Source organism: Scytonema hankhaensis NUACC26 (assembly GCF_045865695.1).
Lineage (GTDB): Bacteria > Cyanobacteriota > Cyanobacteriia > Cyanobacteriales > Nostocaceae > Scytonema.
The window spans coordinates 1-16,857 of sequence record NZ_BAACAP010000091.1; the positions used below are offsets into that span (position 1 = coordinate 1).

17 protein-coding genes are annotated in these 16,857 nt (G+C 41.0%); 10 read left to right on the forward strand and 7 right to left on the reverse strand.

Annotated features, from left to right (window positions below; all coding sequences use genetic code 11):
* The first annotated feature begins 305 nt into the window (after positions 1-305).
* Complete coding sequence (locus tag ACKTT2_RS03470; RefSeq protein ID WP_407884009.1) at positions 306-1,370, forward strand: alpha/beta hydrolase family protein; 1,065 nt, start codon at positions 306-308, stop codon at positions 1,368-1,370.
* A 120-nt stretch (positions 1,371-1,490) separates the two neighbouring features.
* Here the strand turns inward: ACKTT2_RS03470 and ACKTT2_RS03475 are convergent, their stop codons facing one another.
* Positions 1,491-1,958: a nuclear transport factor 2 family protein gene (locus tag ACKTT2_RS03475; RefSeq protein ID WP_407884011.1), complete on the reverse strand. Its 468-nt coding sequence runs from the start codon at positions 1,956-1,958 to the stop codon at positions 1,491-1,493.
* Between the two features lie 449 nt (positions 1,959-2,407).
* On the opposite strand from ACKTT2_RS03475, the gene ACKTT2_RS03480 reads away from it, so the two are divergent.
* On the forward strand, positions 2,408-2,773 hold the full coding sequence (locus tag ACKTT2_RS03480; RefSeq protein ID WP_407884014.1) for a hypothetical protein: 366 nt from the start codon (positions 2,408-2,410) through the stop codon (positions 2,771-2,773).
* Positions 2,773-3,780: an LLM class flavin-dependent oxidoreductase gene (locus ACKTT2_RS03485; protein WP_407884043.1), complete on the forward strand. Its 1,008-nt coding sequence runs from the start codon at positions 2,773-2,775 to the stop codon at positions 3,778-3,780. The genes ACKTT2_RS03480 and ACKTT2_RS03485 overlap by 1 nt, the downstream gene beginning before the upstream one ends.
* 11 nt (positions 3,781-3,791) lie before the next feature.
* Here the strand turns inward: ACKTT2_RS03485 and ACKTT2_RS03490 are convergent, their stop codons facing one another.
* Complete coding sequence (locus tag ACKTT2_RS03490; RefSeq protein ID WP_407884016.1) at positions 3,792-4,013, reverse strand: TOBE domain-containing protein; 222 nt, start codon at positions 4,011-4,013, stop codon at positions 3,792-3,794.
* A 710-nt stretch (positions 4,014-4,723) separates the two neighbouring features.
* Here ACKTT2_RS03490 and ACKTT2_RS03495 point away from each other — a divergent pair.
* The 6 genes from ACKTT2_RS03495 (at position 4,724) to ACKTT2_RS03520 (ending at position 11,297) form a co-directional block, all read left to right on the forward strand.
* Positions 4,724-5,011, forward strand: coding sequence for a hypothetical protein (locus ACKTT2_RS03495; RefSeq protein ID WP_407884018.1), 288 nt, complete (start codon positions 4,724-4,726; stop codon positions 5,009-5,011).
* A gap of 201 nt (positions 5,012-5,212) precedes the next feature.
* Positions 5,213-5,821, forward strand: a complete 609-nt coding sequence (locus ACKTT2_RS03500) for a molybdopterin-dependent oxidoreductase (RefSeq protein WP_407884020.1) — start codon at positions 5,213-5,215, stop codon at positions 5,819-5,821.
* Positions 5,822-6,351: 530 nt separating this feature from the next.
* Positions 6,352-8,250, forward strand: coding sequence for an energy transducer TonB (locus ACKTT2_RS03505; RefSeq protein WP_407884022.1), 1,899 nt, complete (start codon positions 6,352-6,354; stop codon positions 8,248-8,250).
* 90 nt (positions 8,251-8,340) lie between these two features.
* The gene (locus tag ACKTT2_RS03510) at positions 8,341-9,378 is read left to right on the forward strand and encodes a FecCD family ABC transporter permease (protein ID WP_407884024.1); all 1,038 of its coding nucleotides are present in this window, start codon (positions 8,341-8,343) and stop codon (positions 9,376-9,378) included.
* A 48-nt stretch (positions 9,379-9,426) separates the two neighbouring features.
* Entirely contained in the window at positions 9,427-10,482 is a 1,056-nt protein-coding gene (locus ACKTT2_RS03515) for a FecCD family ABC transporter permease (protein WP_407884026.1), read from the forward strand.
* Positions 10,483-10,487: 5 nt separating this feature from the next.
* Complete coding sequence (locus ACKTT2_RS03520) at positions 10,488-11,297, forward strand: ABC transporter ATP-binding protein (protein WP_407884030.1); 810 nt, start codon at positions 10,488-10,490, stop codon at positions 11,295-11,297.
* Positions 11,298-11,572: 275 nt separating this feature from the next.
* Here ACKTT2_RS03520 and ACKTT2_RS03525 read toward each other — a convergent pair whose 3' ends face one another.
* The 5 genes from ACKTT2_RS03525 to ACKTT2_RS03545 all read right to left on the reverse strand — a co-directional run bounded on the left by ACKTT2_RS03525 (position 11,573) and on the right by ACKTT2_RS03545 (position 15,800).
* Positions 11,573-12,901, reverse strand: a complete 1,329-nt coding sequence (locus ACKTT2_RS03525) for an MFS transporter (protein WP_407884031.1) — start codon at positions 12,899-12,901, stop codon at positions 11,573-11,575.
* 43 nt (positions 12,902-12,944) lie between these two features.
* On the reverse strand, positions 12,945-14,546 hold the full coding sequence (locus ACKTT2_RS03530; RefSeq protein WP_407884033.1) for an MBL fold metallo-hydrolase: 1,602 nt from the start codon (positions 14,544-14,546) through the stop codon (positions 12,945-12,947).
* A gap of 278 nt (positions 14,547-14,824) precedes the next feature.
* Positions 14,825-15,058, reverse strand: a complete 234-nt coding sequence (locus tag ACKTT2_RS03535) for an MbtH family protein (protein WP_407884035.1) — start codon at positions 15,056-15,058, stop codon at positions 14,825-14,827.
* A 73-nt stretch (positions 15,059-15,131) separates the two neighbouring features.
* Positions 15,132-15,458 (reverse strand): MbtH domain protein, encoded by a 327-nt coding sequence (locus tag ACKTT2_RS03540; RefSeq protein ID WP_407884037.1) that lies wholly within the window; start codon positions 15,456-15,458, stop codon positions 15,132-15,134.
* Positions 15,459-15,494: 36 nt separating this feature from the next.
* Entirely contained in the window at positions 15,495-15,800 is a 306-nt protein-coding gene (locus tag ACKTT2_RS03545; RefSeq protein WP_407884039.1) for a hypothetical protein, read from the reverse strand.
* A 799-nt stretch (positions 15,801-16,599) separates the two neighbouring features.
* Here ACKTT2_RS03545 and ACKTT2_RS03550 point away from each other — a divergent pair.
* On the forward strand, positions 16,600-16,857 hold a 258-nt coding region (locus ACKTT2_RS03550), incomplete at its 3' end, for a DUF3102 domain-containing protein (protein ID WP_407884041.1).

The following is a 16,857-nucleotide window of genomic DNA, read 5'->3' on the forward strand; positions in this document are numbered from 1 at the left end:
CATCTGGGAAGTGGAGACGATGAGGTTACGCTCTCCTCATGAGCGTCTGAGTGAGAAAGTGAACACGGCAAACGCAATGAGTGGCAAAGGTTTATAAGTAAATTGGCGCTTAAATTTATCAGCAGTGTAGTTATTCAACCCAAAAAATTTCATACTCTGAAAGTATTATCACTCGTAATGCGGGGATCGTTATAAGCTAAGTTGGTTTCCATTGTTCAATATTTGATTTGCTTATACATCCATTATGGTAGAGATAAAAGTATTAGAGTAAATACATCTTTTTACTTAGAAAGGGAGTAGCTATTTTGTTGAGTATCAAAGCTTTGTCAGTAGTTTGTACGAGCACGTTGTTACTCGGTAGTGGTGTTAATGAAATAGCAGATGCTTCTTCCTTTAATGCGGCACCTGTATTTGACAACATTGCTAGCTACACTACTACTATTACTGGAGATAATAATCTAGCTGATATTTACTATCCTAATCCAACAGACTTAAAAACCAGCAATTATTCCTTTCCAGTAGCACTATTACTACAAGGTGGACTAGTTGACAAATCAAATTACTCTAATTACGCTCAACAAGTTGCCAGCTATGAATTTGTAGTAGTAGTGCCAAACAGCAAGCGTACAGATCCAACATATGGCGACGAAGCATTATTACCCCAAACTAGCCAAATTGATACAGCTTTACAACAAATTGTAGTTGAAAATAAGAATGCTAGTTCACCTATTGTAGGCAAGCTGGATACAGAGAAAGTAGGATTATTGGGTCATTCTTTAGGTAGCGTCGTAGGATTATCTGCAATTGGAGATTTATGCCTGGTAACACAAACACCAACATGTCCGGGTTCTTTCTCACGACCCAAACAAATTTTAGCAGGAGCATTCTTTGGTGGTAATCTTCGCGATATAAATGATGTTTATCCGACTATTAACAATGATGGAATACCAGTTGCGCTTCTGCAAGGAGATCGTGATGGCAGAGCGCTGCCAATACGTGCTAGTTTAACTTATAACAAAATTAAAAATCCACCCGCTGCACTAATTAATATCGAAGGTGCCAATCATTTTAGTATCACAAATACAAATAACCCTGCTGGTGCAATTCCTGACCCTGTAGATGCTACACTTAATCAAGATGTAGCTATTGAAACAATTGCCCGGTGGAGTGGTTTGTTTTTACGTGCAAGTATTCTTAATGATAAAGACGCTTTTAATTATGTTTATTTCACAGGTGATGCTGTTGACACTAATGTGACAGTAGAGAGTAAACGCGTTCCTGAATCCACATCGATTGCACCTTTGGGGATATTATTTGCTTATTTTACAATGACTCAACTACGAAAAAGAATAAATAAATCAAAACGTTAAATAAACAATTGGCTAGCGCATTTGTTTCACATCATAAACATTCAGAATATCTTTACAATACACAGTAGCAGAAGAACCATAAGTTTTTATTTGGGTACGGTGTTAGATATCGCACCTGAGTTACTGCCCAATTAAAATACTAGGTTCACCCGTAAACCAAACACCATTCACATTTAAGTGTTTGATGAGCCACTTCTCGCCCTCCCGTACCAAACTCACATCGTATTGGTTCTTCATGAGACAGTGACGACTGCGATCGTTCGGTGGAATGTGCTGAGCTTCCACAATGGCATAAAGCTTTGCCGTATCCTCGTTTATTTCTGTACGCAGGTTTGTTACAACGTGTGTGGTAACGAGCAAACAAACGCTTGCTTTCAAGACTTGGATAATCGGATCGCGCCCGGTTAACACGGGAAAATCTAACCCCCACAACTCGTTACCTTGGGTAAAGTCAACAACTGCATCCGGTGTCAGTGATGAGACAAGCAGTTCTTCGCTGTTAAAATCAATACCCGCACCAAAGCGGTATAAAGCATCTACTATTTCCAAGCGATCGCGAAGTTCAAGAATCACCTGTTCTGGATTCATTTTTCTTCTCCCTAAAAAAAGGCACACCGAATTATCATTGCACGTAGGCGTAGATATAACGTAATATCTACCCCATCCTGATAATATTTCCCCTACCACACCTAACTCAACACCCCGACTCCTCTGTTCACCCTACAAATTGACCTAAACCTTACATAACGTCACTAAACTTTACCAATATTGTTGGTAAATAGCTACAATTGATACAGTTTTAGTCACTGATTTCAGCTTTTATGGTTATGGGGCAATTGGTATTTCCTCTTTGAGAGGATACCAACCACTTATGTAAATCTCAATTAATTTTAGGGTTAGGCGAAAACTCTGCTTTCTGTACAATGCCGTACCCAAAAATAATCTGTAAGTAGTTAGTTGTTAGTGGATAGTAGTTAGTAGAACAATTAACAACTAACAACCAACAACTAACAACTAACAACTAACAATTTTTATTTATGAACACCAATAGATATGAAAAAGAGTCGATCGAGGAATTCATCACAATTATCGATCGCTCTTTTCCTGAAGTCAAGGAATTGCTCAACCACTGTTATGTCAAACTTATTCAGTCTTTCTGCGGACAAGAGAGTAGTTATTTCTTACCATACATTGCGATTTACTCCCCTAACAACATGATTGCTGCTGTCAAAGCACAAATGCCTGTATTTAAAATCGTTGCAAAATATGTGGGAATCTTTGAGGTTGTTTGCATAAATGCTACCTGCCTGTTGCACCATCCCATGTCAAAGCTTAAACAGGACAATCCTCACTTATGGTTGGAACTGCACTGGATTACCACACGGGAAAGAGGAAACGTATGATGAAAACGGGGCTTTTCTGTAACTATGAAAATTATCACGGTGATGCTTGTCGTGCTATTTCCGAGCAAGTAGCACTCGTCAAACACGCAGAGAACTTGGGTTTTGAAGAAGCCTGGGTGACAGAGCACCATTTCAATGACTTCAGTGTAAGTTCGTCTACTTTAATGTTAATGGCACATTTAGCAGGCGTGACTTCAACTATCCGACTAGGTTCAGCAGCAGTGCTGTTAGCATTTCATAACCCAATTACGATCGCCGAAGATATTGCCACACTAGATAACCTCTGCAATGGGCGACTCTCTGTAGGAATTGCTAAAGGTGGACCATTTCCAGAACAAAACAAGCACTTTGCCACAGCTGTGAATGAATCCCGTGCCAAAATGCTAGAAGCAATAACATTAATTCATAAGCTTTTGTATCAACACGACGTATCATTTCACGGAAAATATTATCAGTGCGAGAAAATTACTGTTTACCCAAAGCCCGTACAGGAAAACATACCAATGTATGTTGCTAGTAGTGATAATGAGGCAATTAAATTTGCGGCTCTAAATTCTTTTGGTTTAATGGGAGGAGCAGCGTTTACGATGGATAGACTCAAGAGTAATATTGTTAAATACCATGCTATCAATTCTAGTGGCTCGGCTCGATTAATGCTGTCACGATTCTTTTTTGTTGCCAGCACTTACGATAAAGCTGTGAGTGAGGCAAAACCTTTTATCCGTACTTTTAGTCAGAGAATGAAGGTGATGAGTGCCACAGCACACAAGTGTGGCAACAACAGTCAAAATCTCTCACCACTAAGCAATCAAAAAAGCAACTTTGATGAAGATTATTTGATAGAAAACTCAGTTGTTGGAGATGTCGCCACCTGTCGAGACAAAATCAAACGGTTTCAAGATGAACTCAACTTAGGTACGTTGGCGTTGAAACCCTGTTCGTTTAATCTACAAAAAAACCTAGAGAGTTTGACAAGATATAACCAGGAAATGCAAAGTTACGTGTAAGCAAGTGCTTATTAGTCTAAAGCAATGAGGACATCGGAAGCATCAATCGTAAAGAAAGCTTCTTCTCCCTCTACCATATGTAGTTTTTGAGCAATATTTCTGGGTACAACAGAAGTAATTTCCACTCCTGGTGCAATTTCCAGTATCACTTCTGACTCCTCTCCATCAAGAGATACTCGTTTGATTGTTCCCTTTAGAATATTACAAGCACTATCGAACAGATTAATTTTCATGATGCAACACTCCGCATTTGATGTAGAAATAAATATTCAGCGATGAGAAAACTGACGTGTAATGCAAAACCTAGCATTAGGGTGGGAAATTTCTTCAAGAGATTTCAATAGACCCTTGCTTTATATTTTGCAAAGCCTAAGCTAATAAATTAGGTATTACTTGAGAACACCATTACCTCTAATGACTCAGACATTGATTAACCTTGATATTAAAAGCTCCACTTATACATACTTCATTAGGTTGAGAGTAAAATCCTGATGATTATCTCAGTCATTCACTCTAGTTTTGTAGCGGTAAACTAGACACAACGATATTCATGAGGGCTATTATCTAGCCCCCCTTTTTATGAGAGGTTGGGGGATCGCAAGATCGGGCTGAAAAATATTTACAGTTAAAATTTTTTACCAATATTTTTGGTAATCGTAACAAGTGTAACAATTAGTGCTATTGAATTCATGCAAAATTTATCAGTAATCAAAAACAAATAATTTTTCCTGAAGTTTACATAATTATTTATGACGAGCGTTATAAGTATTTATACTTTATTTTGGAAAGTAAACGATTGCAGATATTACTAGTACGCAACTGTTATGGTCCTTAGGTAACAGTTTTTGTATCAAAAACTCAAAACCCGAAAATTTTTATAAATACTTAGTCCGATTGAGTACTAAATACAGTTAAGTACAGTGGTACAGTGAGGATATATCTCATGATTAATCAATTGCTCATGCCTCGTGAACTGAAAAACATTGCTATTGAGGGTTACGCAAAAGACGGGCGTGGTTTTGTTCGATTTGTTGCAGGCGGACATGAGTGTGAGAAGAGTCAGTATCACCCAGAACAAGATTGTGAAAATTTTCTTGATGAACCAAATGGGTTGCACTTAAAGCGGTTGCTACAAGTTTACAATCCTCTCGTAGAGTTTGTACTATTCATAGATTTTGAAGATCGAGGCAAGCGATCGCATTTGTATCCACGTCTCATACCACTGTTATAAAGCACGCACTTTTAGTAAATCGTAAAGTTTATGCTGCATGACTAATTGCGTATTGTGGTATAAACAAAGTTGGTAACAGTTATAGAGTTGGTAGTCAAGAGTTGGTAGTAACTCTAACGACTTCCTCTGTACTTGTTTCTAATTAGAAATAAGCAGCTGGTTAACTGCCTCCTGCTTGAATTAAAAACTGAAACATATTTTATGCGTTTGACTCGCCGCATCGCCCTTGTGTCCTTAACACTATCAATATTGGGGTTAGGACAGCCTACTTTCGCTGACTCGTCTAGAGAGAATTACTCAACCTCTGAACAACAAGCAGAGTGTTCTGGTGGTCCCTCAGATAATTTCCGTCTGGGTGGTCAGGTTGTAAATCGAAAAACCTTTACCCTATCGGATCTTCAGTCATTGCCATCAAGTGAAGTCACTGTTAATTTCCTCACAGGACAAGGTCAGGAAACTCATACTTATGTTGGAGTGCCTTTATGGCAACTGATTGAGAGTGTAGGAGGACTAAAACCCAATCCTGACCCAAGTGTAAAAAATAACTTATTACGGCAGTATATCGTTCTTGAAGCGACTGACTGTTATCAAGTTGTTATAGCAGTGGGTGAAATTCAACCAAACTTTGAAAACAAACAAGTACTAGTTGCATATGCAACAAAAGACGATCCATCTTTGGGTCAACAATTGCTGACATCTGAAGGATTTGCCCGTCTAGTAGTGCCTGGTGACTCAAGAGGCGGACGTTACATTAGTAACATTAGGCGCATTTATGTGCTCTCTGCTCCGGATTTTCGTTTTAAACCATAAACTTTCACCTGTCGGACAAAATTAACCTGTCACGGATGAGTGTCTATACATTAATTTACCAATTAAATTGGTAAAAGCAGCAAGCGTTACAATTTTTAGGTCTTTAGGGGTGCTAATTTTATATATGTTTCAGACAACACCTGATGCTCTAGCTCGTAGTTCGCATTTGACCTGCGACTCCTTGTCAGCCAAAAGGTAAAAGTCTTCCTCACATTCAAAATTTGCGGAGACTGGGGTACTAGATATTGGAAAATAGCTAATCTCTAGACCCTAACTCTCTTTTTCAACTTGTTATACCATTTTAGATTTTGAATTTTAGATTTTGGATTGAAAAAGCCTTATAGAACTTAATTTCACCCAATTATCTGTAGCATTCTTTGTTCAAATTGGTATGACTTGGAACAAGAATACTTTGAACTTTTGTTGTCTACCTAAATTCTCTGGTTTTTGAGTGGCAATTGAATAATTCAAAGTTCATTTGATGAAATAACTAAACAATAAATAGCTAAATAATTAGGTACTACCCAATCATGAGCTTGTCTGAGTCAACTGTAGAACATAGAGAAAAAGAGGAAAAGGCTCTTAAGTCTTTTCTCACTTACACTCTCATTGGCTCATTAACGCTACATATGGGGTTGCTAGCTTTTGGTATAAATAAATTTTTCATTCGAGTACCCCAAGTTAAAAATGAACCAATTGAAGTCACAATTATCGATTCGCCTACACCAGAAAAAACAGAACCCCCGCAAGAGCCAGAAGAAACAAAACTACCAGCAGGAACTGGTTCTTCTCAGATTTCTAGAGTCCTGATGAGTTCGGGAAGCGGTTCTACTGATGAATTAATTGCTGGTAGCCCGGAGAACTCTGTTAAGTCTTCTGCAATTTCATCTCCAACAAAGACACAACCAAGCACACAAACTCTTGTGGCATCACAAAAGGTTGCTGTGCTAAAACAGCCAACAGTGACAGCAAAAGTCTCGCAACCAAAGCCTGTTGATGCTGTCAAAGAAAAACCACGTATTCAACCTCAAAGGTCTAAAACTGCTTTGGGGGAAACAACTTCTGTTTCCAAACCAGTTGAAAAATCTCGATCGCAAGTTGCTCCAACCTCAGATATCGTTAACAAACCTTCATCTAACGTCAACCCTACCTCCATTAGTACAAATACTGCTCCCACACAGCAGTCCCAAGGTGTAAAACAAAGTAGCGAGAATTTGAGGCTCACATTGAGAGAGTTAAGAAATTCTAGAGCCAGTCAGATAGGTGACAACAGTGCAGGAGAGTCAAGTAAACTAGGTGGAGATAGCAATAGTTCTACTGTTACTGTTGGTTCAGGAATTAGCTCTGGTATCGGTCGTGGTACTAGTACTGGCAGTGGTGCAGGTTCTGGTACTGGTAGTGGTGCAGGTTCTGGTACTGGTAGTGGTGTAGGTTTTGGTACTGGTACAGGTCGTGGCAATGGTAGTTCTGGCTCGGGAATTGGTTCAGGTAGTAGCTCTGGTTCTGGCAATGGCTCTGGTTCTGGCAATGGTTCGGGCCGCGCTCGTAAAGTAGCTGTAGCGCCGATAACACCAATATTAAGAACCGAAAGAGATGATGCTCTCAATGGTCGTGCCGCTTGTCGCGAGTGTCGGGCAAAGTATCCGGAGCAGGCTCGACGGCGAGGAGTCGAAGGGAGAGTAGAAGTGGCTGTTGATACAGATGAAAAAGGGAATGTCACTGGTGTGCGCTTAGCTCGTTCCAGTGGGGATCGTGAATTGGATGAGGAACACCTGAGACAAGCGCGTGAGTGGAAATTAAAACCTTCAGTCAGTGGACGACAGGGGGTAACAATCGCTACTGAGTATGCGATAGAAGGGACACGACGCTACGCTCGAGTTCAAGAACGTAAAAAGCAAAGAGAGGCAGAAGAGAGAGCACGCGAACAGAGAGAACGGGCTGCTATTGCTAGTAGCGATCGCGAAACTTCTAGACGCAGAAGGCGGTTAATAGCATCTACTAGTACAGATGTTTCTTCAGAGTCTGGAGTTGAAAATAGAAGAATTAGGTTACGTCGGGCGCTTGCAATGTCGTCAACTTCTAGAGAATTGACATCTAGTCGTCGTCTGCGTCGAAGGAGTGCAGTTACCGATTCATCAACAGAAGTAGCTGCATCCCGGCGACAGCGTTTGCGAGAAATCTTAAGTCAGAGAAGACAACGTGTAACGACTGCTTCATCATCACAGCAAGAAGTTAACACCGGGCGACGGCGAGATCGAACTACATCCAGCAGTGGGAACAGGTTGCGACAAGCTTTGCGTCGTCGGCGACGACCGGAGCAACAAGCTTCATCTTCCAGTCAAAACAAGTTACGCAACACATTGCGTCTTTATCGACAGCAATCTGAATCCCAATCAACTACACCTCAAGGAGGTGCAAGCAATCCTTAATTAATTTGTAATTTCTGAATTTTCAATTACGAATTGCGAACTATTCGGTCATGCTTTGAAGGTTTTCAAAAATTTTCAGGAAGAGTGCTAATGGTCAGTTCTGCTCAAAGACACCCGCAAAGACAATCGCCCCACTGGTACCAGACTCGCATCTTCGGCTTGATGTTAGGAGTGTTTCTGCTGCTATTGGGTTTATTTGCTAGCTTAGCCTACGGTGCGGCAGATATCCCTATATCTAGCATTTTCAACAGCTTTATTAGCTTTAATGACTCTACGGAACACATTATCATTCGCTCAATGCGGTTACCAAGAGCGCTTTTAGCTATGATGGTGGGTGCAAGTTTAGCGGTAGCCGGGGCATTGATGCAAGGGCTGACCCAAAATCCTCTAGCCGCGCCTGGTATTTTGGGTATTAACGCCGGTGCTTCCTTAGCAGTCGTTATAGTCGTATTCGGGTTGGGTACGTCTTCATCACCTCTGATTGCAGTGGTTGCTTTCTTGGGAGCGTTGGTAGCGGCGATCTCCGTCTACTTTCTCGGCTCCTTGGGATCGGGGGGACCAACTCCCCTTAACCTAACCGTTGCTGGAGCGGCATTGACTGCGTTGCTATCCTCAATCACGACAGGCGTGCTGATTTTGAGCGAGCGAACCCTCGAAGAAGTCCGCTTTTGGCTTGCTGGCTCAGTAGCGGGTCGCGATTTTCATCTCTTTCTCACCGTACTACCTTGGATCGTCGTGGGGTTATTGACGACTTTTACATTAGGCAGACAAATCAATATCCTTGCTCTAGGAGAGTCAGTGGCTGTGGGATTGGGTCAGCGAACTTTGTGGATTAAAGCTGCAACAACGGCTTGTGTGGTAGTCTTAGCTGGTAGTGCGGTGGCGATCGCGGGACCAATTGGCTTTGTCGGTTTAGTTGTTCCCCATTTAACTAGGGGAATTATGGGTGTCGATTATCGCTGGATTTTACCTGGTGCTGCTGTATTCGGAGCAGCAATGCTAGTCTGGGCAGATAATGGTGCGCGTTGGATACTTAGACCCCAGGAACTGCCAGTAGGGATAATAACAGCGCTTTTGGGAGCTCCGTTTCTACTATACTTAGTGCGTTATCAGGTGAAGCGGGGATGATAGGAAGCAAAGACACACCAGAAATAAATAACAAAATTATTTGAATTCATGAGAAGTCATCAATTGGTGCAGGGAGCATTGCGGTTCGCCTCTCTATCAATACTCAGTAATCATCAAGTGACAAGGGTACTACTGATTTTGGTACTGTTAACCCTTGCCGTTTTGGGGATAAGCTTGAGTGTGGGAGATTATCCCGTTCCTCCCTTAGATATTGTCAGAGCAGTTTTAGGTCTCAAGACAGTCGATCCTGAGTCGCCTTTTGTGGTCGTTACCCTCCGCCTGCCTCGGGTCTTAATATCTTGGTTGGTAGGGTTGGGCTTGGGACTAGCAGGTGTGATTTTGCAAGGACTGACGCGCAATCCTCTAGCTGACCCTGGTATCATTGGTGTCAATGCAGGTGCTGCTCTAGCTGCAGTTACCCTGATTGTACTTTTTCCTGCTGCACCGTCCTTTGCCTTGCCTCTAGCTGCTTTTGGTGGCGCTGTTGTTGTTGCTTTACTTATCTACTTGTTAGCGGGTACGGGTGAGAAGTCACCCCTGCGCTTGGTTTTGGTGGGAGTCGCTTTGGCCGCAATAGCAGGAGCTTTCACGAGTTTCATGTTGACTTTTGGTAAGATTAACAATGTCAGTCGAGCGCTTGTATGGTTGGCTGGCAGTGTCTCTGGCAAAAGTTGGGAGCAGGTTTGGTCTTTGTTGCCTTGGCTGGTGGTTTTTGTACCCCTAGCGCTTTGGCAGGCGCGAGAACTCAACACTCTGCAATTAGGTGATGCGATCGCCCTTGGACTAGGTAGCTCTGTTGCGTTACGACGTGCTGGACTGCTGCTAGTCAGTGTAGCTCTTGCTGGAGCTTGTGTTGCCACAGCTGGTACTATTGGTTTTGTGGGGTTAATGGCTCCGCATTTGGCTAGACAGTTAGTAGGACCGATGCATGAAAGTTTAATGCCAGTTGCTGCTCTGATGGGAGGATTGCTAGTAGCTGGAGCGGATTTACTAGGTCGGACTCTGTTTACGCCTACAGAGTTACCCTGCGGTATACTGACTGCTGCTTTGGGAGCGCCTTACTTTCTCTACCTGTTGTATCAGAGCCGAAGACGGAAAACTTGACAAATATGCCATTCCACTCCACGAATTGTTTAGAAACCCAAAGACTGAGTTTTGCCTACGATGGCAAACCAGTCCTGAAGCATCTCGATTTGGTCATTCCTGGTGGCAAAATTACTGCCTTAGTTGGTCCTAATGGCTGTGGTAAGTCCACTTTACTCAAGGGTTTAGCAAGGTTGCTCAAACCACAAGCTGGTACTGTTTACCTCAATAATACTGATATCTTCCGACTTCCTACAAAAGCAGTGGCGCAGGAGTTGGGAATTTTGCCTCAAGGACCTGTCGCTCCAGAAGGGATGACGGTGCGAGACTTGGTTGCTCAAGGTCGTTATCCATATCAGGACTGGTGGCGATCTTGGACTCCTGAAGACGAGCGTCAAGTGCAAAAGGCTTTGAAGATCGCAGACCTTGTGGGGTTAGCCGAGCGCCCTATGGACACTCTTTCAGGCGGACAGCGACAACGGGCTTGGATTGCTATGACTCTGGCACAAGATACTTCTATTCTACTTTTAGATGAACCAACAACCTTTCTCGATTTAGCTCATCAGGTAGAGGTTCTAGAACTGTTGTGGGATTTGAATCGGCGTGAGAAGCGTACAATTGTTATGGTGTTGCATGACTTGAATCAAGCATGTCGCTATGCTCACCATTTAGTAGCTTTGCTTGATGGACAAGTGTTTGCTCGAGGCACCCCAGAAGAGGTGATGACAGAAGAAATGGTGCAAAAGGTTTTTGGGCTAGCATGTCGCATTGTGCCAGATCCGGTAGTCGGGACACCTTTATGCGTGCCTTTGGGTCGTCATTTTCACTCTACATAAATCGTTAATCGTGACATTACCATCCCCAATCATCGTTGATACTATTATAGAAATTTACAAATGCCTAAATACGCTCGCGCTTTCCTTGATTGAACTTACAGCAGTTTTCACCTAAATGAACCACACTCTTTGTAAGGGCGCAAGGCATTGCGCCCTTACATCTGTAGTCTATTTACTTGAAAATAGCTGTAAGTTAATCATTTTTGTCCAAAGTCCAAAATCATTGTCAATCCTTATTTAATCGTTTCAAAGCTCTTTTTGCACCCAGCAACTCGTTACTCAGTACTAGCATTGTGGTCTGGCAGCAGAATTTCCACATCTCGCAGTGTACGGAAGGCATATCCACTCAAGCCAACCAGTAGCAAGCCGAGCGAAGAGATGACATACAGTAGTGCCATGCCCGCACCACCTCCAGTGCCCAATATATCACCCAAAATGGGTGTGAGATTGCCATCTGGCATCATCGCTGGTTCAAAGATGTAGTCAGCTAGTGGTCCAGCAATTAAAGTAGCTACTGCTGAAGTAACCAGCACAACCATAGAGTACGTAGCAAAAACACGTCCCTGCACCTCAGGTTTAACCTTCGCTAGCCAAATAGCGTTATTGGAACTACCAAGCAATGAAAAACTGAGAGAGCAACAAAATTGAGATGGAATCCAAATCAATAAGGTGACTCCGAGACCAAAAACTGTTTTGCAAAAGCCAACACTTGCCATACCAAGTAACCAGCCATGTATCTGGCGTCCTTGACCACCCCAAATACTGACAAATAACGCTCCAATAACACCACCCAACCCAGCTGCTGAGGCTACAGCACCTAATACTTTAACATCATTGCCAGTGCGTGCCAAAATCATCGGTGAATAAAGTGAATTGCCAAAGTCAAGGGCAAATTGGAACAACGACGCCAACACTAGCATGGAAAACAGGCATGGACACGCAATAATGTAGCGTCGGCCAAAGTCGAGTTCCTGCTTCAGGTTAGTGCGACTTTGTACCTCTACTTCCGTGATAGTAGGTTGCGGGATATGCGATCGCAGCACTATAAGTACAGCAATCACAAAAGTAATGATATCGATAATTAAGATCCCAATAATACCAATAACTACATAAAGAACACCTGCTAGTGCTGGTGCTATGATACTGGAGCTAGAGCTTGTTAGGTAACTTATGCTGCTAGCACGAGCGTAATGCTGCTTAGACACCATTGTAGATGTTGATGCCGAGTAGGCTAGTTGTTGGAATTGCCCAAAAGTGCCCTTAAGAGCTACAGCGACATACAAATGCCATAATTGCAGATTATGAGCTAGATAAAGCATTAAGACAGTAATCGTCAATAGCCCACTCACCATGTCACCAACTATCATCAAATATTTACGCTGATAGCGATCTACAATCACCCCTGCTATGGGAGCAATCAATACTTGTGGTAGTTGTCTAAAAAAACTGAATAAAGCTAAAGCTGTAGCGTGACCAGTAAGTTCCCACACCCAGATAGTGAAAGCGAATGCAGTAATGTTACTGCCAATGATAGAAACAGCCTGACCAAGCCAGACAATAATGAAAGTCCGCATACTAAATGTATGGGTTGGTTGTTCTGACATTACTAATTCAAGCTAGCTTAAGGATATAGAGTTGATTTAAAAATTAGTTGAGTTCTAAAAAAATCTCCTTATGCCCAAATAGTCTTTCAGCAGTAATTCCCTGACTTCTACAAACTTCTATAAGTTTGTTAGACTCAAGGATGGGATGAGATTCTTCTGTATATTTGATAGAAGTCAGATGAGTTGTCCAAGGCTCCTGACCCATTGCATACACATAAACTTTTTTAGAATGTAATTGTTTAGCTATATTAATAGCTCTCTCATAATTTGAGCCATTTAGTCTTCTTGATTGATCCATCTTGCGAGATAATGATTTAGTTAATAAGGGACCGTATAGCCAACTAAAAGGTGCCCCATCACACTCCATTCCAAGGAACAAAACGTCTAAATCGCCATATAAGTTATGAATGTAAGTATAAACTTTTGATTCAAGATTATTGGAATCAGCCGCACATAGTATCGATTTTCCTTCCAGTTTTAACAAATACGCAATTTTACTCCGAATATTGAGATCGCCATGCTCTCCAAAGAAAGGCAAACCAGTAATTGTTCCCCCTTCAATCTTAATCTCTTCCATTTCATCAACTTCTCTCACACTGTTAAAACCAATATTTTGTAGTACAAGTTTTAAAGATGGATCCTCTAACATCCCACCACCGTTTCTTGGGACAATCACATTTTTAATTTTATATCGTAATGATAATAAAGACTCCAAATTACAGTGATCTTGATGATTATGAGTAATCAAGACATAGTCAATACTCTTGGGTAAGTCAGCAATGGTGTAACGATTAATTCTGTAGTCATCATATTTGTAGCTGATTAATGGATCGCACAAAATGCTGATATCTTTCGATTCAATAAGAATACAAGCATGACCGAAATAACGAATTCTTATCACATTCTCAGAATGTTTAGAATATATTTGCGGTTTTTCCTCTGTAAAAAATGATGAAAATAGCCCTTCCTGCTTGTCTTCTACACCAAGAGCTTCTTTGATATAACCAAGAGATTGAGGTGTCTCTCTCATTTTAAATAACTCATCTAGCCCTTCATGTCTAAAGGCTTTATTTAAAAATAAACACTTATCTTCCTTGAGTCTAGGAGTGCTCAAAGCAAAGATGCGATCGTCCTGATGAACAAGAGATAATGAAACGCTTTGCAGGTAAGGATTATAATAATAACTCTTATATAAGAGTCCTTCAATGAATCGAACTGAAGGGTAATTATTCAGGTCATAAACTAATTCAACATAGCCTTTTAAGGTTTCAGAAATCTTCTGATATAAAGACTCAAGGGAGTAACCATCTGCTTCAGTTGTTAAGAGTTTGTTGAGATTTTTTACTGCTTCTGCAAATTCCAACATATGGGCTTGTTCTTTTTCTGTTTTCTCCAACAGATCCTTAATCTCGCCAACTCTACTTGAATCATGGGCAATAAATGGACCTCCAATCATCGCTGGATTTTTCAGAGCAGAAATATGAATTTGTGGATTCGCTATGAAAGAGCGTATGATTTTTAGATGTAAATTAGTGATGTACAGTGCGGCTGTGGCTGGTGAGATTAAGTATGTCCATGCATACCATTGATTAATCAGAGGCTCTACTAAAACATTTTGCCGAAGGTATAATGGCTTGCTGGTCATGTTCAAACTCCTATACAACTGTTTCAGTTTTGGACTCTTGTTGAATGCGAAGCTTTCGCTCTAGATTTCTAAGGCAAAATATGGATGCGAGCGCATCCATGTTTTCAGTCCGAATGCTTTGCCTATGCACCACACATATTATATTTATTTTGTCAACTACCTCTACGAAATCGTGCTCTACGGAATTAGAGAAAAATTTAGAAAAATCAGCACGACTTGCCAACGGAGAGCTTCTTAAAAACATATCGTTGGCATAATCGTTTCACAATAAGTTGCTTTTAACTGCTTTGAGCTTGACGAGCTATTTCCTCCATTTTCTTGCGTAAACTGAGTGGTCTCATGTCAGTCCACACTTCCTTGATATATTCTAAACACTCCGCTTTTAGACCACTTTTCCCAACATCTTTCCACCCTAGTGGGTTTTCTTTGTCCGCTAGCCAAATGGAATATTGTTCTTCATGATTCACGACTACTTTATAGATTCGGGTGTCCTCTTTGTCATCCCAACTCATGACCAATTTCTCCTTTGTCTTTATAATGAGTTTCTGTTTCTACGTCAAAGGGACATCAACTTGCATATCTACTTTACCCCTCTATTGGTTCGAGATGTCCTTTTCCCTCCAGTGTTTCTAAGCTAATATCTGCAATACATCGAACTTTTACGTAATTCAAGGTCAGATTTCCCACCAGATGAAACTTCCCTGTTGACTGAGTGAAGTCAGCTTCGCTCCAATTGGAAGCTTCTGTATCTAACCGGACTCCTAAATCAGTTCCTCCCTTGGTCTGGGTGAACTTGATATGAACATACCCACGGTCAATACTCTCTTTCAAGGCGGTAGCCGTTTTTAATGGTCGTAAGCTGACCTCGACAGAATGCTCGCCTTGCGATAAGCGTTGCACTAGTTCGTTCATGAGTATCTTTCCTTATTGTTGCTAGTCTCTTGGTGTTCACGTTACAGTTACAGGTTCATAAACGGGAATTTCAAACCCCAGTGTCTGGTGACAAAATTCCTTCCATTCAGCAGTGACATTGTCGAAAATAATGTTTTTGTCTATGAAGATTCCATCGGTAGCCACATAATTTTCTTGTAAATACAGAAAGTCATTGTCTGTTAACAAACGTGCCACTTCTACCTCCTGACCATTGACCTCTTGCAAGTCTTTTCTGACGTTTTCAAGTCGCTCGCTCCATTGACGGAATTGACGGAGCTTTTTGAGTGGATAAGCTTTACAGTACTTTCCCATTGTTGCCATTTTCATTATTCTCCTGCTTAACTTAAGTTCTGAGAGCGCTCACTTAGAGGATCTGGAAAACAATCAGTTCTAATCAACATAAAATGTTGATGCCAGAATGTTTTATTCATCTGCTTACTAGCGAAGGATTTGGTTGAAACAGAATCTACTCTTGCCTTAATCAACTTTTTTGCAAATGGCTGCTACTGCTTTAAAGATATATTCTCATGTTCAGTGAAATTTAGGGCAAGTTTATCAAGAAATATTTACAATATTTCTTGATATTAATACAACAACTGATTTAGCTAACGGATAACAACCTCAATCCTCTTACTGAATAAGAGTAACACACTATAAATGTGTAGTAAAAATGTAGTTTCAGCACTTCACTTTAGAGAAAACTCGCTTTTGTTAAGATAACAGATAAGTGGAAATTGCATATATACTTAATGATTTAAGAAAAAATTTTAACATTTCATTACATAATTCATTTTATCACTATGCTTCGGCACTTTTAGCTGATAATTTTCTATATACCAAAAAAACTGGTATATGTATAGCTAATAACAAAAATTCCTGGTTGTATGTGTTAACATTGACAAAATAACTGGTCAGAGCGCTGGCAGTTTTTTACTGCTCAGACTTACGATTGTGGCAATTTTAAGAGTATTTTTGAGAAAATTTCTCTAAATAGAGAAAAATAAAAGATCGCCTGAAATACACAGGTATCTTTTGAAAAAGCAACAACCTATCTTTGCTTCAATTCCTTCCAAGATTAAGACTATTGCTGGAGTGGCATTTCAGAGGAGGCTAATTGCTCATGGTTTCCAGTAAATCACTACTAGGTTCAACAAAGCAACTATCTACCAAAGAAGAACAAAACTTTGACTACTCGATTCTCGATAATAAAACCCAAATAGTGGTTCAGCAACATACCAAAGAAATCAAGAGTTTGATGAGGCGAACAGCCCAGGATATTATCAACATCGGGCAGAAGTTGCTCGAGGTTAAAGAACAATTGGGTCATGGGCATTTTGAGACTTGGTTAAAATCTGAGTTTGATTGGAGCGAGTCGGCT

What these genes read in the sequence shown, in the direction of transcription:
- ACKTT2_RS03505 (WP_407884022.1), top strand. Translation starts at nt 6,352, where the DNA reads ATGAGCTTGTCTGAGTCAACTGTAGAACATAGAGAAAAAGAGGAAAAG.
- ACKTT2_RS03540 (WP_407884037.1), bottom strand. Translation starts at nt 15,458, where the DNA reads ATGAACGAACTAGTGCAACGCTTATCGCAAGGCGAGCATTCTGTCGAG.
- ACKTT2_RS03515 (WP_407884026.1), top strand. Translation starts at nt 9,427, where the DNA reads ATGAGAAGTCATCAATTGGTGCAGGGAGCATTGCGGTTCGCCTCTCTA.
- ACKTT2_RS03520 (WP_407884030.1), top strand. Translation starts at nt 10,488, where the DNA reads ATGCCATTCCACTCCACGAATTGTTTAGAAACCCAAAGACTGAGTTTT.
- ACKTT2_RS03495 (WP_407884018.1), top strand. Translation starts at nt 4,724, where the DNA reads ATGATTAATCAATTGCTCATGCCTCGTGAACTGAAAAACATTGCTATT.
- ACKTT2_RS03485 (WP_407884043.1), top strand. Translation starts at nt 2,773, where the DNA reads ATGAAAACGGGGCTTTTCTGTAACTATGAAAATTATCACGGTGATGCT.
- ACKTT2_RS03490 (WP_407884016.1), bottom strand. Translation starts at nt 4,013, where the DNA reads ATGAAAATTAATCTGTTCGATAGTGCTTGTAATATTCTAAAGGGAACA.
- ACKTT2_RS03530 (WP_407884033.1), bottom strand. Translation starts at nt 14,546, where the DNA reads ATGACCAGCAAGCCATTATACCTTCGGCAAAATGTTTTAGTAGAGCCT.
- ACKTT2_RS03525 (WP_407884031.1), bottom strand. Translation starts at nt 12,901, where the DNA reads ATGTCAGAACAACCAACCCATACATTTAGTATGCGGACTTTCATTATT.
- ACKTT2_RS03500 (WP_407884020.1), top strand. Translation starts at nt 5,213, where the DNA reads ATGCGTTTGACTCGCCGCATCGCCCTTGTGTCCTTAACACTATCAATA.
- ACKTT2_RS03535 (WP_407884035.1), bottom strand. Translation starts at nt 15,058, where the DNA reads ATGAGTTGGGATGACAAAGAGGACACCCGAATCTATAAAGTAGTCGTG.
- ACKTT2_RS03475 (WP_407884011.1), bottom strand. Translation starts at nt 1,958, where the DNA reads ATGAATCCAGAACAGGTGATTCTTGAACTTCGCGATCGCTTGGAAATA.
- ACKTT2_RS03510 (WP_407884024.1), top strand. Translation starts at nt 8,341, where the DNA reads ATGGTCAGTTCTGCTCAAAGACACCCGCAAAGACAATCGCCCCACTGG.
- ACKTT2_RS03545 (WP_407884039.1), bottom strand. Translation starts at nt 15,800, where the DNA reads ATGGCAACAATGGGAAAGTACTGTAAAGCTTATCCACTCAAAAAGCTC.
- ACKTT2_RS03480 (WP_407884014.1), top strand. Translation starts at nt 2,408, where the DNA reads ATGAACACCAATAGATATGAAAAAGAGTCGATCGAGGAATTCATCACA.